Here is a 14,954-nt window from a genome sequence, read left to right on the forward strand (position 1 = left end):
GGAGGACCGGTATGCGCACACCCCCGTGGGCACGGCTCCGCCTGCCGCGCACCCGGCACGGCCGGCGCCGGCTGCTCCGGTGGACGGTCGCGGTCTGCGTACTCGCCCTGCTGCCCGCCACCTGGCTGCGGCTCACCACCGACGACCGGGTGCGGTCGGAGGCGGAGGTGCCGAGCGAGCCCGTGGCGGTGGTGTTCGGGGCGGGGCTGTGGGGTGGGCGGCCGTCGCCGTATCTGGCCCACCGGCTGGACGCGGCGGCCCGGCTGTACGCGGCGGGCAAGGTGAAGGTCGTGCTGGTGACCGGCGACAACAGCCGTACCTCGTACGACGAGCCGGGCGCGATGCGGACCTATCTCGCGGCGCACGGCGTACCGCGGGCCAAGGTCGTGCTGGACTACGCCGGGTTCGACACCTGGGACTCGTGCAGCCGGGCGAAGCGGATCTTCGGGGTGGACCGGGCGGTGCTGGTCAGCCAGGGGTTCCACATCCGCCGGGCGCTGGCGCTGTGCGGGGCGGCCGGGATCGACGCGTACGGCGTCGGGGTGGACGAGAAGCACGACGTGACCTGGTTCGCGGGCGGCGCCCGGGAGTTGCTCGCCGCGGACAAGGCGGCGTTCGACCTGACCGTACGGCCCGACCCGCACTTCCTCGGCCCCCACGAGACCGGGGTGGCCCGTGCCCTGGCCGCGCCCTCCCCGACACCGGCGCCCGTACCCGCCCGCTGACGCCGTCGGCGTCCCCGGCTCCTGCCCCTGACGCCGATACGATGAACAGTCCAGTGGATGTCCGCCCGGGAGGAACCCTCATGCCGTCCCACCTGCGCCACAGCTACGAGACCGAACTCGTCTGGACCGGCAACACCGGCACCGGTACGGCCACCTACCGCTCCTACGAGCGGTCCCACGAGGTTCGCGCCCCGGGCGTGCCGGCCGTCCTCGGCTCCGCCGACCCGGCCTTCCGCGGTGACGCCACCCGCTGGAACCCCGAGCAGATGCTGCTCGCCGCGCTGTCGCAGTGTCATCTGCTGGCGTATCTGCACCTGTGCGCGGTGAACGGCGTGACCGTGACCGCGTACACCGACCGGGCGACCGGCACGATGGCCCAGACGGCGGACGGCGGCGGTCACTTCACCGAGGCGGTGCTGCGGCCCGCCGTCGAGGTCGCCGAGGCCGGGATGACGGAGAAGGCGCTGGCGCTGCACGACGAGGCCCACCGCACGTGCTTCATCGCGAATTCGGTCAACTTCCCGGTCCGCCACGAGCCGACCGCGACCGTACGGCCCGCCGCGGAGGGCTGACCTTCATCCCTCGGCCGGCTCCGGCGGGTCGGGGCTCTCGACGATCAGCACACCGCGGGTGGTGCCCCGCTCGTCGTCCAGGTACTCGTCCTCCGGCCACAGCACGACCGTACGGTCCGCCGCGGCCCGGATCGCCGTGCCGTCCAGCTCCGCCCGCCGCTCGCCCACGCCCGCGTCGAGCCAGGCGCCGACCAGGGTCACGGGCCCGTCCGGCGGGAGCGGGGACACCCAGAACTGCGCGTCCCAGCGCAGATCGCTGCCGCCGCCCCCGTGCTCGATGATCCGCAGGGTCCCCGGGTCCTCCGACATCTGCGCCCGGGCGTACGGCAGGCCGTCCCCGGTGGCGGCCCGCCGCCCGTCCGCGTACTCGACGCCCAGCCGCAGCCCGGTGTCGCGGTCCTCGGCGCGGAACGGGTCCGGGTGGTGGTGCGGGAAGGGGCGGCCCATCCGCGGGGAGCCGTCGGGGAGTTCCCGGCGGACCGCGCGCAGGGCGAACTCGAAGCCGTTCGGGTACACCCGTATCGCCCCGACCCACACGGCGGCGTCGTCGGTACGGATCAGCAGCGCCTCGCCCGGCACGGACGCGGGCAGGACATGGTCGGGCTGGTACCAGGACCGACGGCGCTGCCGTACGGGCCTCGGGGGCGGGGGCGGCGGCGGGAAGGAGTCGAAGAAGTCCATGCCTTCACCCTGTCACCGCCCGGCCGGAGCGGACCGCCCGGAATCGGCCGTACCGCCCCCGCCCGCCGCAGCCCGGCCCGGACCCGGGTTCCCCGCACCACCGCGCCGGCCCGGACCCGGGTCCCCGGCACCCCCGCGCCCGCCCGGACCCGGGTCCCCGGCCGCCGGACGCCGGTCCGCATCGGCCTCCCCCGCGCTCCCGCCCGCCCCCGGTGCCACCCGCGCCCGCAGTCGCCGCAGCATCCGCGCGTCCTGGAACCCCACCGCCCGCGCCGCGGACTCCACGGTCGTGCCCTGCGAGATCAGGTGCTCGGCGCGCTCGACCCGCAGTTCCTGCTGGTAGCGCAGCGGGGTGAGCCCGGTCGAGGCGGTGAAGCGGCGAGTCAGGGTGCGTTCGCTGAGACCGGCCCGGGCGGCGAGGCCGGCGAGCGTGAGGCGGTCGGTGAAGCGCGCGTCGATGAGGTCCTGGGCGCGGTGGACGGCGTCGCTGAGGTGGCCTCGGTGCCGGAGCATGGCGCCGACCTGCTGCTCGTCGCCGTTGCGCCGGGCGTAGACGACCATCTGCCGGGCCACCCGCGCGGCCGCGCCCGGCCCGTGGCGCACCGCGAGCAGATGCAGGGCGAGGTCGATACCGCTGGCGATGCCCGCGGAGGTGACGACCCGGCCGTCCACGACGTAGAGCACATCGCGGACGACGGTGGCCCGCGGGTGGCGAAGCGCGAGTTCGTCCTGCACGTCGTGGTGGGTGGTGCAGCGGCGGCCGTCGAGCAGCCCGGCCCGGCCGAGCGCGTCCGCCCCCGCGCAGACGCTGGCGACGGTGCCGCCCGCGGCGTGGTGGTCGCGCAGCCGCCGCAGCACCGGCGCCGAGACCTCGCCGGTCTCCCGCAGGGTGGGCGAGCGCCAGCCGGGGACGATCAGCAGGTCGTCGGGTTCCAGCGGCGGCCAGTCGACGGCCGCCCGCAGCGGCAGCCCCTGCGCGCTGGGGACGTCTTCCCGCTCGGCCACGAAGTGCAGTTCGTAACCGAGGCCGTAGTCGGCGGCGGTGGAGAACACCTGGGCCGGGCCCGCGAGGTCGAGCAGATGCACCCTCGGGACGAGCAGGAAGACCACCCGGGTCACGATCCGGTCAGCTCCTTGACGGTGGTGACAGTGGCGAAACGGCCCTCCAGAGCGTAGCGCGTGCGCTCGATGACGTCGGCGGGGAGCAGGGTCAGCGGGTCGGCCAGCACCTCGGCGAGCGGGCGGCCGACGGGCGCGTCGGGGTGGGGGATCGGCTCGGTGGCGGTGGCGTCGATCACGAAGGTGACGTCGTAGCCGAGGTCGGAGGCGAGCCGGGTGGTGGTCTCGACGCACTGCTCGGTGCGGATGCCGCAGGTGATCAGCGAGCGGATGCCGCGCTCGGTGAGGATCTGGCCGAGGTTGGTGGTGGTGAAGGCGTTGTGCGAGGTCTTGGTCAGTACGGGCTCGCCGTCCGCCGCCGTGAGCCCGTCGATCAGCCGGACATGGCCGAGCGTCGGGTCGAAGACGGTGCCGCCGCCGGGCTCGGTGTGCAGCACCCACACCACCAGGTCGCCGCGCCCGCGGGCGAAGTCGACCAGCCTGGCGACCTGTTGGGCCACCTCGGGGTCGGAGGCGGCCTGCCAGCTCTCGCGCTGCCGGAAGGACTCCTGGACGTCGATGACGATCAGCGCGGTACCGGTCGAGGGGGCGCCCGTGGCGCCGGGGTTCTGGTTCGTGGTCATGCCCCGAGCATGGCTCCGAGCCGGGGTGCCGGGCCAGGCATGATCGTGACCCGGTGCGGAACGATCCGGTCATGCCGCGCGGTGTCCTCGATCGCCGGACGGGCTGATTTTCAGCCCGTCCGGCAATCGAGGACGGAACCGGACGCGCGGACGCTCACAGCCCGGCGCCCGCGGCGATGAGCGCACCGTTGCGCCCGGGTAATGGCGGGGATGCGGGCGGGAAACAGCGGCCGCGCACGCTTCCGGTCAGGGACAGGGTCCGCCCGCCGACGGAAGGTGACTGACGATGGCTTCGAGCACACCGAGGACGACGATCGTGCTGGTCGGTCACGGCATGGTCGGCCAGCGGTTCCTTGAGGCGCTGGCCGAGCGCGGCGTGACGGCACGCGCCCGGGTGGTCGTGCTGTGCGAGGAGCCCCGCCCGGCATACGACCGGGTCCATCTGACCTCGTACTTCTCCGAGGGCGTCACTCCCGGGGAACTCTCCCTGGTCGAGGACGGCTTCATGGAGCGGCACGGTATCGAGCTGCGCGTCGGCGACCCCGCGGTGGCCGTGGACCGTGACTCCCGTACGGTGACCGCCCGTTCGGGCCTGACCTTCGGCTACGACACGCTGGTGCTGGCCACCGGCTCGTACCCGTTCGTACCCCCGGTGCCGGGCCGGGACGCGGCGGGCTGCTTCGTCTACCGCACGATCGAGGACCTGCTCGCCATCGAGGCGTACGCCGCCGGAGCCCGGACCGGCACGGTGGTCGGCGGCGGGCTGCTCGGCCTGGAGGCGGCGGGCGCGCTCAAGGGGCTCGGCCTGGACACGCACGTGGTGGAGTTCGCGCCGCGGCTGATGCCGGCGCAGGTGGACGAGGGCGGCGGCGAGGCGCTCCGGCGCGGTGTCGAGGGCCTGGGCGTCCGGGTGCGTACGGGCGTCGGCGCCCGGGAGATCGTGACCGGCCCCGGCGGCCGGGTGACCGCGATGGCGCTGTCGGACGGTTCGGCGCTCCCCACCGACCTGGTGGTCTTCTCCGCCGGGGTGCGGCCGCGTGACGAACTGGCCAGGGCCTGCGGGCTGCCGGTCGGCGAGCGCGGCGGGATCGTGGTGGACACCTCCTGCCGTACGGCCGACCCGGCGGTCTTCGCGATCGGCGAGTGCGCCCAGGCCGCCGACGGCCGGGTCTACGGACTGGTCGCGCCCGGCAACGAGATGGCCGAGACCGCCGCCGAGGTCATCGCGGGCGCCTCCGGCGGTGCCGCCTTCACCGGCGCCGACCTGTCCACGAAGCTGAAGCTGCTCGGCGTGGACGTGGCGAGCTTCGGCGACGCGCACGGCGCCGCCGAGGGCTGCCTCGACGTCGTCTACTCCGACGCCCGTTCCGGGGTCTACCGCAAACTGGTGGTCGGCGCGGACGGCGCCCTGCTCGGCGGGATCCTGGTCGGCGACGCCGAGTCGTACGCGGTGCTGCGGTCGCTGACCGGTTCGGTGCCGCCGGTCGCGCCCGAGCATCTGGTGCTGCCGGCGGGCGCGGGCGGCGCCGTCTCGCTCGGCCCGGCCTCGCTGCCGGACACCGCGGTGATCTGCGGCTGCCACAACGTCACCAAGGCGACGATCCGCGGCGCGGTCACCGAGCACTCGTGCGCTTCGGTGCCGGAGGTCAAGAAGTGCACCAAGGCCGGTACGGGCTGCGGCAGTTGTGTGAAGGTGCTGGGCCAGTTGGTGTCCGCGGAGCTGGAGGCGAACGGCGTCACCGTCGACAAGGGCCTGTGCGGCTGCTTCGCGCGGACCCGCGCCGAGCTGTACGAGATCGTGCTCGCGCTGCGCATCGGCTCCTACCGCGAACTGCTCGACCGGTACGGCCGGGAGGGCGCCCGCGGCGGCGAGGGCTGCGAGGTGTGCAAGCCCGCGGTCGCCTCGATCCTGGCCTCGCTCGCGACCGCCATCGGCGCCCCCGGGCATGTGCTCGACGGCGAACAGGCCGCCCTCCAGGACACCAACGACCACTTCCTCGCCAACATGCAGAAGAACGGCTCCTATTCGATCGTGCCGCGCATCCCCGGCGGCGAGATCACCCCGGACAAGCTGATCGTGATCGGCGAGGTGGCCCGTGACTTCGGCCTCTACACGAAGATCACCGGTGGCCAGCGGATCGATCTGCTCGGCGCCCGGGTCGAGCAACTGCCGCTGATCTGGACTCGGTTGGTGGACGCCGGCTTCGAGTCCGGGCACGCGTACGGCAAGTCGCTGCGGACCGTGAAGTCCTGCGTCGGGCAGACCTGGTGCCGGTTCGGCGTGCGGGACAGCGTAGGGATGGCGATCGATCTTGAGCTGCGCTACCGGGGACTGCGCTCGCCGCACAAGCTCAAGTCCGCGGTGTCCGGCTGCCCGCGCGAGTGCGCGGAGGCGCGCAGCAAGGACTTCGGGGTGATCGCCACCGCCAACGGCTGGAATCTGTACGTCGGCGGCAACGGGGGCGCCACCCCGCGCCACGCCGATCTGCTCGCCCAGGACCTCTCGGACGCCGAACTCGTCCGGCTGATCGACCGGTTCCTGATGTTCTACATCCGCACCGCCGACCCCCTGGAGCGCACCAGCGTCTGGCTGGAACGCGTACCGGGCGGTCTGGCACACGTCCGCGAGGTCGTCGTCCACGACTCGCTGGGCATCTGCGACGAGTTGGAGGCCCTGATGGCCGAGCATGTCGCGGGCTACCGCGACGAGTGGGCCGACACCGTCAACGACCCGGAGCGGCTGCGCCGGTTCGTGTCCTTCGTCAACGCGCCCGACACCCCGGACCCGACCGTCCGGTTCGTCGCCGAGCGCGACCAGATCAAGCCCGCGCCGGTGCTGCCGGCCGTCCCGGAAACGGTGACCGTATGACCGCCACGACCGATCCGACCGCTCCGACCGCTCCCGCCGCCCGCGTCATCAGTGGCACCGGCAGCGTCCAACTGCGCACCGCGTACGGCTGGTTCCCGGTGTGCGCGCCCGAACTGCTCGAACCCGGACGGGGGGTGGCCGTACTGCTCCCCGACGGCGCCCAGGCCGCGCTCTTCCGCGACCGCGCGGACCGGCTGCACGCGATCGGCAACGTCGACCCGTTCACGGGCGCGGGCGTGCTCGCGCACGGCCTGGTCGGGTCGGCGGACGGCCGCCCGTACGTCGCCTCGCCGCTGCTCAAGCAGCGGTTCGACCTCGCGGACGGGCACTGCCTGGACGACGACACGGTGGCGGTGGCCACGTATCAGGTGCGGGTGGCCTGAGTCGACCGCGCGACACGGCCCGCCGGGCGCCCTCCTGATACGAGGGGTGCCCGGCGGGCCGTGGTCATCAGCCGCGCGGGGAGATCAACTGAGCGTGCAGGCGAGCCCGTTGAAGGTGAATCCGGTCGGCGCGGGGTTGGACCCCGACCAGTCGGCGTTGAAGCCGAAGGTCACCGTGCCGCCGCCGCTGGGAAGGCGGTTGTTGTACGACAGGTTCGTGGCGGTGTAGGTCGTGCCGCTCTTGGTGATGGTCGCGTTCCACGCCTGGGTGACGGTCTGTGTCCCGCCGGACTGCGTCCACTTCACGACCCAGCCGTCGGCCGCCGAGGTGGTGGTGAGCGTGATGTTCGCCGTGAAGCCGGTGTTCCACTGGTTGACCGCGTAGTTGACCGCGCAGGTCGAGCCCGGCTGCGCGGGGGTCGGCGTGGTCGACGTCGGGGTCACCGGCGGCTGCGTGGTGGGAGGCGTGCCCGGGGCCGTCGGGCTGCTCGGCGGGGTCGTCCCCGTACCGCTGCCGCCCAGCGCCGTCTGGATCGCGTAATAGGCGGGCTTGGGCTGGTAGTTCTCGTCGTACGGGGTCGCCGCGCCCTGGCCGGGGAAGGTGCTCGGCACCCACGAGTCGCTGTCGGTGAAGCCCCAGACGGTGATGCCCTTGCAGCGGGAGACGCCCAGGCAGTCGTTGACGACCGTGGTGTAGTCGTTCGCCTGCTGCTGGAGGGTGGTGGCCGTGGCAGGCGTCGTCATCCGGATGTCCAGCTCGGTGATGGCCACGTCCACGCCGAGGTCGGCGAACCGCTGGAGGTTCGCCTTGAAGGTGGACGGCACCTGGCCGAGGATGAAGTGCCCCTGGAAGCCGACTCCGTCGATCGGCACGCCCTGCTGCTTCAGCGACTTCACGAGGTTGTACATGCCGTCGCTCTTCGCGCCGGTGCCCTCGATGTTGTAGTCGTTGACGTAGAGCTTGGCGGCCGGGTCGGCGGCGCGCGCGGCGGTCAGCGCGTCGGCGATGTAGGAGACGCCGAGCTGGTTGTACCAGAGGTCGGCGCGGTAGGTGCCGTCCTCGTTGAAGGGCTCGTTGACCACGTCCCAGTGGGTGATCTTGCCCTTGAAGTGGGTGACCTCGTCGGTGACGTGCTTGACCAGGATGCTGTGCAGATCGGTGTTGCTGAAGCTGCCGGAGGTCAGCCAGCCGGGCAACTGGCTGTGCCACACCAGGTTGTGGCCGCGCACCTGCATGTAGCGCGGCTGGGCGAAGTTGACGACCGCGTCGCCGCCGCTCCAGTTGTAGGTGCCGCGGGTCTTCTCGACCGCGTCCCACTTCATCTCGTTGCCGGGCGTGATCGAGTTGAACTGGAGTCCGGCGATGTCGGCGTAGGTCCCGCTGAGCTTGCTCGCGGTCACCGCGGTGCCCATGTAGATGCCCTTGGCATCGGCGAGGTCGCGCAGCGGCGCGCCGGCGGCGTGGGCCGACGGTATGGCGACGGCGACGAGCGTCGCGGCGACCGCCAGGAGCGCGACGCCCGATCCGCCGACGGCGGACCTCTGGACTCGCTTCGAAAACATCGGGGGTACCTCTCTCCAAGTGGGGGATTGGATCAGGCAGTCGGGTGCGCGTGGGGGCGCACCCTGATACAGGCGATTCTTCCTGTGTTCATACGGACGGGTGGGCCGGATGTGTCAATCCGGCCGCACATTCCCTGGTGTCCGTAACGTCCTGGGCATTCACTCGCCCCGCCGAGGCGCGGTTCACCAGGGGTGGGCCGCCAGATACGCGGCGATACGGTCGCGGTCCCACACCCCGTCGGCGATCACCAGCCGATAGGCCAGCCGCAGGGCGGCGGCCGGGGCGAGCGGGAGCGCGCCGCCCAGGGCGAGGGACGGGCTGACGACGGGGGCCGGCCCACCGCGCACCGACCAGCGGGGCGCGCCGCCGGGCAGCCGGGGGTCGGCGGCGAAGACCAGGGTGGCGGGCCCCGGGTGGGCGCCGGGGCCGCCGGCGCCCCGGGGTTCGGCGGTACGGGCGAGCCAGGGCGCGCGGCGGCCGGTGACGGCGTCGCCCTCGGCGTCCGGGGTGCACACCGCGCCCCCGGCGAAGTCGCTCGGGCCACGCCAGAAGGCACCGCAGGCGGCGGGCTGTTGAGCGCCGGGAGCACCGAAGTGCAGGGTTCGGCCGCGTACGTTGAGCAGCGCGGTGCGGAACTCCAGGGTCCAGCAGCCGTTTTCGGTGTCGAGGTCGCGGATCTCCCAGGAGCGTTCCTCGGCGATCCAGCGTTCGCCGCCCTCGGTCAGCCAGTCGACGGTCTCGGTGAAGGCGGTCCTGCCGTTCGCGGCCAGCGCGGTGAAGCCGGTGCGGTCGAGCCGTCCGACGCCGGGCGGTTCGGCGTAGCCGTGGCCGGGCCCGTGGTGGGTGTGCCCGCCGTCGGGCGGCTCCCGCCCGGCCGGACGCGCCGGTCCCGCCCCCTCGAACCGGCGGTCGTACGGGCACGGTTGGCCGTACGGGTGCGAGCGGCCGTACGCGCGGAGGTCGTACGGGCGCTGCTCGTACCGGGGTTGGTCGTACGGTCGCTGAACGTACGGGTGTTGCTCGTGCGGGCCCAGTTCGTACGAGCCCTGCCCGGACGGGAGCCGGCCGGACGGTTGGGGTGCCGTGACCGGGCGGCCGGCCAGTGTGCGCAGCGGGGAAGCGAACGGGCTGGGGCACTCGGTGGGGTGCGGCACCGGACGGTAGCGGTGACGCAGGATCTCGGTGCCCGCCGCGCGGACGGCGAGGGTGTCACCGACGGAGTGGACGACGCGTGCGGTCGCCGTCCTCCCCCCGGGCCCGACTCCCGTTCCGGCAGCCCCGGTTGAGGTCCAGGTTCCGGAAGTCCTGGCCCCGCCCCGCCGCCCGGGCGCCACCCCCGGGCCCGGCGCGGCCCCGGCGGTGTCCGCGTCGGACACGGCCCGGGCGGGTGGGGCGAGCTCCGGCATGAGACGCCTCGAAAGTTTCGGGAGTAATTCCGATCTGCGCGCCGACCCTATGACCGCCCCGCCGGGCCGTCAACACCTCCGCCTTTCACCGCACTTCGGACGTCCCGGCGTCCGCCGCCCCTCCCTGGACCACGACGTGCGGCACCGCACCTTCCGGGACCGCGACTTCCGCGGCGGCCGGCGGCGGGGCCGCGCTGCTGGCCCGCTCGACCAGCCGTGTCGCCAGGTCGACCCGTAGCGTGCTGGGCTGCCGCCCTCTGCTGAGGTCGAGCACCAGCCGCGCGGCGGCCTCGGCCATCTCGGTCAGCGGCTGCCGCACGGTGGTCAGCGGAGGGCTGATCCAGCGGGCGAGCGGCAGGTCGTCGAAGCCGACCACGCTCAGGTCCCGGGGGATGCGCAGGCCCAGTTCACGGGCGGCCTCGTACAGTCCGAGCGCCTGGAGGTCGTTGCCGGTGAAGACGGCGGTGGGGCGGTCGGGCAGCCGCAGCAGTTCCAGGCCCTTGGTGTAGCCGGCCTCGTGGTGGAAGTCGCCGCCCCTGATGAGCGCCGGGTCGTAGCGGATGCCCGCGGTCTCCAGCGCGGCGCGGTAGCCGTCGATACGGGCGCGGCTGCACATGATGCCGTCCGGGCCGCCGATCACGCCGATCCTGCGGTGGCCGAGTTCCAGGAGGTGGCGGGTGGCGGCCAGACCGCCCTGCCAGTTGGTCGCGCCGATCGCGGGCACGTCCTCGCCCGGGTCGCCGGCCGGGTCGAGGACCACGAAGGGGATGTCCCGGCTGATCAGTTGGGCGCGCTGGGCGGGGGCGAGGCCGGACAGGACGAGGATGACACCGGTGGGCCGACGGGCGAGGACTCCGTCGACCCAGGTCTGACCGGGGCTGAGGCGGCCCGCGGACTCCGAGAGGACCACGCTCAGGCCCTCGTCGCGGGCGACGTTCTCCACGCCGCGGATGACTTCCATCGCCCAGGAGCTCTCCAGTTCGTGGAAGACCAGGTCGAGCAGGGGCGCGGGCTGCATACTGCCGCGCCGCCGCTGGTAGCCGTGCCTGCGCAGCAGTTCCTCCACCCGGCTGCGGGTGGCGGGGGCGACATCGCCGCGGCCGTTGAGCACTTTCGAAACAGTCGGCGCCGAGACGCCCGCGGCGCGGGCGATCTCGGCGAGCGTCGCAGTACCGTCGGAGGGGGTTTCCGGCTGGTCGTCACGAGGGTGTTGAACGCTTGGGGCACTCATGCCAGCGATCGTAGCCCCGGCACCCCCTCCCACCCGAGACCCCCACTACGGTCTCGGCCATGGCGCCGCACCGGAAACATTCGTATGGTCGATCGAAAGTTCGCCGCGAGCGGCCCGCGGTTCCGCTCGCGCGCGGGGCCCGCGGCGGCCCGGGAGCGGGTCCGGGGGCGAGCCGGCGGTGGGCCCGGGGCCCCGGGGCCGGGCCCGGGGCCGGGAGCGGCCCGGAGGCCAGGCGTCACCGGCCCGGCGCGGGTGCCACCCGCCCCGTGCACGGGTTCGCTGTGACAGTGCTGTGACACCGCGCGGGGGCGGCCGCCGCCTAGAATCCGGGCTATGAAATCCGGGGGACTCAGTCTGGTCAGCAGAATTCACTCGCACGGGCACACCCACAGCTCGCACTCGCACGGCCTTCACAGCAGCGGCGGCTCGGGCTCGGGCGGCGGCCTGTGGGCGGTCCTCGGCATCCTCGCGGCAATCGCGGTCGTGGCCCTGATCGTCCGCGCGATCCGCAACTCCTCGTCCTGACCGGCCGCGTCGGGGCGGGTCAGGCCGGCGGGCGGTCACAGATCCCAGGAACGGGGGCGGTTCTGGGCCTCCCATTCGGGGCGGAGCAGGGACAGCACCGCCACGTCGTGCCGGCGGCCCCGGTGCAGACAGGCCGACCGGCGGACCCCCTCCCGTACGAAGCCGGACTTCGCCAGCACCCCGAGCGCGGCCTCGTTGGCGCAGTGCGTGACCGCCTCCAGCCGGTGCATGGGCAGCTCGCCGAAGGCCAGGTCGGTCAGCGCGTCGAGCGCGTCCGTGCCGAGGCCCTGCCCCCGGTGACCCGGGTCGAGCATCATGTGGATCTCCGCCGTACCTTCCACGATGTCCTGCTCGACCAGGGCGACATGGCCGACGGGGGTGCCGTCCGGCAGCAGGATGAGGAAGTCGTCACGGTCACCGTCGTCGCGGTCCACCTCCAGGCGCGCGCGCAGCGCCGACAGGGAGCGCGGCCAGAAATCTATCTCGAACGCGGCCACGGGATCGAAGCGCCAGCGCTGGATCAGCTCGGCGTCGTCGGCGTCGAGCGGCGTGAAGGCGACCTTCCGGCCCCGCCAGCAGATCTCCCGGTCCTCCCCGGCCGGATTCCCGGTGTCCTCGTAGCTCTCGGGGTCCGCCGTGTCGGGCGCGTTCTCGGTCACGCGCGGATGCTACGGGCCACCGCAGGCCGCAGCCACCGGATTTCGCCCCCGCGCACGGCGACCGCGCGCTCGCGCCGCCGGTGCGGCGCCTGGTGCGTGCGGGGCTTCGGGCGCGCGGACGTACGGACGTACGAACTCGGCTCCGGCTTACTCGGTGGCCAGGATCGCCGCGATACGGTCCAGCTCCGCCAGGTCCGCGGCGGACAGCCGGGTCAGGGCGGGCGGGGGCGTACCGAGGATCGCCTCCGCGCGGGCGGCGGCCGCCCGGCCCTCCGACGTGGCCCGGACGATCTTGCCGCGGCGGTCCGTCGGGTCCGGGTGGCGTTCCACCAGGCCGCGCTTGGCGAGGTCGTCCACGACCAGCGTGAGGTACGGCCGGTCGGAGGAGAGCCGGTCGGCGAGTTCGCTGAGCCGGGCGGGGGCGGTGACGATCCGGCGCAGCGCCTTGACCCGGAAGAAGCTCATGCCGAGCGCGTCGGCGGTCTCCTTGCGGCGCTCGTTGCGCTCCAGCACCAGCGTCCGCATGTTCCGCCAGACCCGCTCGGCGGTCTCGGCCCTCTCGTCCTGGTGGGACGCGGACGCGGTCGCGTCGGCCGTGGTGGTCCCAGGAGTGGTCGTCATGACGCTTTCACCGCAATCAGGGTCTCGTCCGCCTCGGGTTCCCGCAGGCCGGCGGCCGTACGCTCCGCGGTGCCGCGGGCCCAGCGGCCGCTGGTGAGCGTACCCACAACCAGCACGCAGGCGCCGCAGCCCGCGATGATCCACCAGGCGGTCAGGTGCAGTCCCGCGGCGAGCGTGGCACCCACCACCGCGACGCCCAGCGACTGCCCGATCTGCCGGCTGGTCGAGGCGACCGCGGCGGCCACCCCGGCCTGGGCGCGCGGCATCCCGGAGAGCGCCGTGTTGGTGATCGGCGCGTTGACCAGGCCGAAGCCGACCCCGAAGAGGACGTACGAGGTGAACAGCAGCACGTTCGAGGACTGGGCGTCGAGCGCCGCGAAGAGCACCCCGCTCACGGTCATCGCGGAGCCCGCCAGGACCAGCGAGATCCGCGGCCCCCGGGAGGCGACCAGCCGCCCCGAGATCGGCGCGCAGATCAGGCACGTCAGGGCCATCGGCAGCATGTACAGACCCGCGTCGAGGGCGGACAGACCGCGCTGGTCCTGAAGGTAGAGGGTGTTGAGGAAGAGGAAGCCGCCCATCGCGGCGAAGCCGCTCACCCCGATGGCCGTGGCCCCGCTGAAGGGCGCGCTGCGGAAGAACCGTACGTCGATCAGCGGGTCGATCCGCCGCTTCTCGTACACCGCCAGGGATGTAACCGCCAGCGCCGCGACGGCGAAGCAGCCGATGATCAGCGGGGAGTCCCAGCCCGCGTGCGAGCCCTCGATGATGCCGTAGGTCAGCGGGCCGAGCAGCGCGATGACCAGCACCTGGCCGACCGGGTCGATCCGCCGGGCCCGGGCCGCCCGCGACTCGGGGACGTAGCGGGCGGTCAGCGCGAGCGCGGCCAGCCCGATCGGCAGGTTGATCCAGAAGATCGACCGCCAGCCGACCGACTGCACCAGCGTTCCGCCGACGATCGGGCCCGCCGCCATGCTGATGCCGACGACGCCGCCCCACACCCCGATCGCCTTCGCCCGCTCCCGCGCGTCGGAGAACGTGTTGGTGATGATCGACATCGCCACCGGGTTGAGCATCGAGCCACCGACCGCCTGCACCATCCGGAAGGCGATCAGCCAGCCGAGGCCGGGCGCGAGGCTGCACAGCAGCGACCCGGTGGTGAAGAGCACCAGCCCGGTCTGGAAGACCCGTTTGCGCCCGATCCGGTCGGCGGTGGACCCGGAGAGCAGCAGCAGCGAGGCGATGACCAGCAGATAGGCGTCGATCGTCCACTGGAGTCCGGAGATCGAGGAGTGGAAGTCCCTCTGCATGGACGGCAGGGCGACGTTCAGGATCGTGTTGTCCAGGCTGACGATCAGCAGACTCATGCAGCAGATCGCCAGGACGAGCATGCGCCGCCGGTACGTCGGCTCGGGCATCTCAGTGGACTCCCATGATTGTATTCGTCTAATGATTACTACCGTACAACCATTTTCCGTGGCCCACTCACGGGATGCGGGTCCGGAGGGGAGCCGGGTGTTGTTACGGGGAGCCGGCGCGGGTCCGGCGGCGGGTCCGGCGGGGGGGTCCGGGGCAGGTCCGGGGCAGGTCCGGCGCCGGTCCGGCGGGGGATCCGGCGCGGGTCCGGGGGCGGGTCCGGGGGCGGGTCCGGCCTCGCGGTACTCATGGTGTGCGTCCGGATCCGGCTGGAGTCGGCCCGGGATCGGCCCGGGATCGGCGGCGCAGCCGCCTTTCCGGCAGCCCCCGGGGGCAGGACTTGGTCGCTCGTCCAGGACAGCGGCCCTCGGTGCGCAGCTCGCGGAGCCGCACACCAAGGGCCCGCCGGGCCTGCCGGGCCTGCCGGAAGTCGGTGCTCACATGAATGAAAAGGCCGGGGACGGCGCCTCCGCACGAAGCGCCGTCCCCGGCGGGGTGGGCCGGGTCCCGGGGGCGGGCGGTGAGGGTAGGCCCCAGGGCAAAGGCCTCCGCCGACGGGT

At 73.3% G+C, this 14,954-nt stretch carries 13 protein-coding genes and 1 pseudogene; 5 read left to right on the forward strand and 9 right to left on the reverse strand.

Annotation, left to right across the window (positions count from 1 at the left end):
• Positions 1–11: 11 nt before the first annotated feature.
• Together OHA30_RS09790 and OHA30_RS09795 are read left to right on the forward strand one after the other, a co-directional pair.
• Positions 12–725: a SanA/YdcF family protein gene (locus OHA30_RS09790; protein ID WP_328913428.1), complete on the forward strand. Its 714-nt coding sequence runs from the start codon at positions 12–14 to the stop codon at positions 723–725.
• 80 nt (positions 726–805) lie between these two features.
• On the forward strand, positions 806–1,297 hold the full coding sequence (locus OHA30_RS09795) for an OsmC family protein (protein WP_328913429.1): 492 nt from the start codon (positions 806–808) through the stop codon (positions 1,295–1,297).
• A gap of 3 nt (positions 1,298–1,300) precedes the next feature.
• Here the strand turns inward: OHA30_RS09795 and OHA30_RS09800 are convergent, their stop codons facing one another.
• From OHA30_RS09800 to OHA30_RS09810, 3 genes and pseudogenes are all read right to left on the reverse strand, one after another.
• A complete protein-coding gene (locus OHA30_RS09800; RefSeq protein ID WP_328913430.1) occupies positions 1,301–1,978 on the reverse strand; it encodes a hypothetical protein in 678 nt (225 codons plus the stop codon).
• A gap of 213 nt (positions 1,979–2,191) precedes the next feature.
• Positions 2,192–3,097: pseudogene (locus tag OHA30_RS09805) on the reverse strand (GlxA family transcriptional regulator); the annotation flags it as partial.
• Positions 3,094–3,720, reverse strand: coding sequence for a cysteine hydrolase family protein (locus OHA30_RS09810; protein ID WP_328913431.1), 627 nt, complete (start codon positions 3,718–3,720; stop codon positions 3,094–3,096). The pseudogene OHA30_RS09805 and the gene OHA30_RS09810, both read right to left, overlap by 4 nt.
• Positions 3,721–4,006: 286 nt before the next feature.
• Here OHA30_RS09810 and nirB point away from each other — a divergent pair, with 286 nt between their 5' ends.
• Positions 4,007–6,589, forward strand: a complete 2,583-nt coding sequence (gene nirB, locus OHA30_RS09815) for a nitrite reductase large subunit NirB (protein ID WP_328913432.1) — start codon at positions 4,007–4,009, stop codon at positions 6,587–6,589.
• Positions 6,586–6,972, forward strand: coding sequence for a nitrite reductase small subunit NirD (nirD, locus tag OHA30_RS09820; RefSeq protein ID WP_328913433.1), 387 nt, complete (start codon positions 6,586–6,588; stop codon positions 6,970–6,972). Before nirB ends, nirD begins: the two co-directional genes overlap by 4 nt.
• Positions 6,973–7,056: 84 nt before the next feature.
• Here the strand turns inward: nirD and OHA30_RS09825 are convergent, their stop codons facing one another.
• From OHA30_RS09825 to OHA30_RS09835, 3 genes are all read right to left on the reverse strand, one after another.
• Complete coding sequence (locus OHA30_RS09825; RefSeq protein WP_328913434.1) at positions 7,057–8,535, reverse strand: endo-1,4-beta-xylanase; 1,479 nt, start codon at positions 8,533–8,535, stop codon at positions 7,057–7,059.
• Positions 8,536–8,718: 183 nt separating this feature from the next.
• The gene (locus OHA30_RS09830) at positions 8,719–9,690 is read right to left on the reverse strand and encodes a DUF6807 family protein (RefSeq protein ID WP_328913435.1); all 972 of its coding nucleotides are present in this window, start codon (positions 9,688–9,690) and stop codon (positions 8,719–8,721) included.
• A gap of 337 nt (positions 9,691–10,027) precedes the next feature.
• Positions 10,028–11,173, reverse strand: coding sequence for a LacI family DNA-binding transcriptional regulator (locus OHA30_RS09835; protein WP_328913436.1), 1,146 nt, complete (start codon positions 11,171–11,173; stop codon positions 10,028–10,030).
• Positions 11,174–11,506: 333 nt separating this feature from the next.
• Between OHA30_RS09835 and OHA30_RS09840 the strand changes: the two genes are divergently transcribed.
• On the forward strand, positions 11,507–11,698 hold the full coding sequence (locus tag OHA30_RS09840; protein WP_328913437.1) for a hypothetical protein: 192 nt from the start codon (positions 11,507–11,509) through the stop codon (positions 11,696–11,698).
• A 35-nt stretch (positions 11,699–11,733) separates the two neighbouring features.
• Here the strand turns inward: OHA30_RS09840 and OHA30_RS09845 are convergent, their stop codons facing one another.
• The 3 genes from OHA30_RS09845 to OHA30_RS09855 all read right to left on the reverse strand — a co-directional run bounded on the left by OHA30_RS09845 (position 11,734) and on the right by OHA30_RS09855 (position 14,396).
• On the reverse strand, positions 11,734–12,357 hold the full coding sequence (locus OHA30_RS09845) for a GNAT family N-acetyltransferase (RefSeq protein ID WP_328913438.1): 624 nt from the start codon (positions 12,355–12,357) through the stop codon (positions 11,734–11,736).
• A 147-nt stretch (positions 12,358–12,504) separates the two neighbouring features.
• Entirely contained in the window at positions 12,505–12,978 is a 474-nt protein-coding gene (locus OHA30_RS09850) for a MarR family winged helix-turn-helix transcriptional regulator (RefSeq protein ID WP_328913439.1), read from the reverse strand.
• Complete coding sequence (locus tag OHA30_RS09855) at positions 12,975–14,396, reverse strand: MFS transporter (protein WP_328913440.1); 1,422 nt, start codon at positions 14,394–14,396, stop codon at positions 12,975–12,977. The genes OHA30_RS09850 and OHA30_RS09855 overlap by 4 nt, the downstream gene beginning before the upstream one ends.
• Positions 14,397–14,954: the final 558 nt, after the last annotated feature.

The sequence above is a fragment of the Streptomyces sp. NBC_00223 genome, from assembly GCF_036199905.1.
Classification (GTDB): domain Bacteria; phylum Actinomycetota; class Actinomycetes; order Streptomycetales; family Streptomycetaceae; genus Actinacidiphila.

Excerpts from the sequence above, each read along its gene's own strand:
- nirB (WP_328913432.1), top strand. The coding sequence starts at position 4,007 with ATGGCTTCGAGCACACCGAGGACGACGATCGTGCTGGTCGGTCACGGC.
- OHA30_RS09800 (WP_328913430.1), bottom strand. The coding sequence starts at position 1,978 with ATGGACTTCTTCGACTCCTTCCCGCCGCCGCCCCCGCCCCCGAGGCCC.
- OHA30_RS09825 (WP_328913434.1), bottom strand. The coding sequence starts at position 8,535 with ATGTTTTCGAAGCGAGTCCAGAGGTCCGCCGTCGGCGGATCGGGCGTC.
- OHA30_RS09840 (WP_328913437.1), top strand. The coding sequence starts at position 11,507 with ATGAAATCCGGGGGACTCAGTCTGGTCAGCAGAATTCACTCGCACGGG.
- OHA30_RS09790 (WP_328913428.1), top strand. The coding sequence starts at position 12 with ATGCGCACACCCCCGTGGGCACGGCTCCGCCTGCCGCGCACCCGGCAC.
- OHA30_RS09850 (WP_328913439.1), bottom strand. The coding sequence starts at position 12,978 with ATGACGACCACTCCTGGGACCACCACGGCCGACGCGACCGCGTCCGCG.
- OHA30_RS09810 (WP_328913431.1), bottom strand. The coding sequence starts at position 3,720 with ATGACCACGAACCAGAACCCCGGCGCCACGGGCGCCCCCTCGACCGGT.
- OHA30_RS09835 (WP_328913436.1), bottom strand. The coding sequence starts at position 11,173 with ATGAGTGCCCCAAGCGTTCAACACCCTCGTGACGACCAGCCGGAAACC.
- OHA30_RS09855 (WP_328913440.1), bottom strand. The coding sequence starts at position 14,396 with ATGCCCGAGCCGACGTACCGGCGGCGCATGCTCGTCCTGGCGATCTGC.
- OHA30_RS09795 (WP_328913429.1), top strand. The coding sequence starts at position 806 with ATGCCGTCCCACCTGCGCCACAGCTACGAGACCGAACTCGTCTGGACC.
- nirD (WP_328913433.1), top strand. The coding sequence starts at position 6,586 with ATGACCGCCACGACCGATCCGACCGCTCCGACCGCTCCCGCCGCCCGC.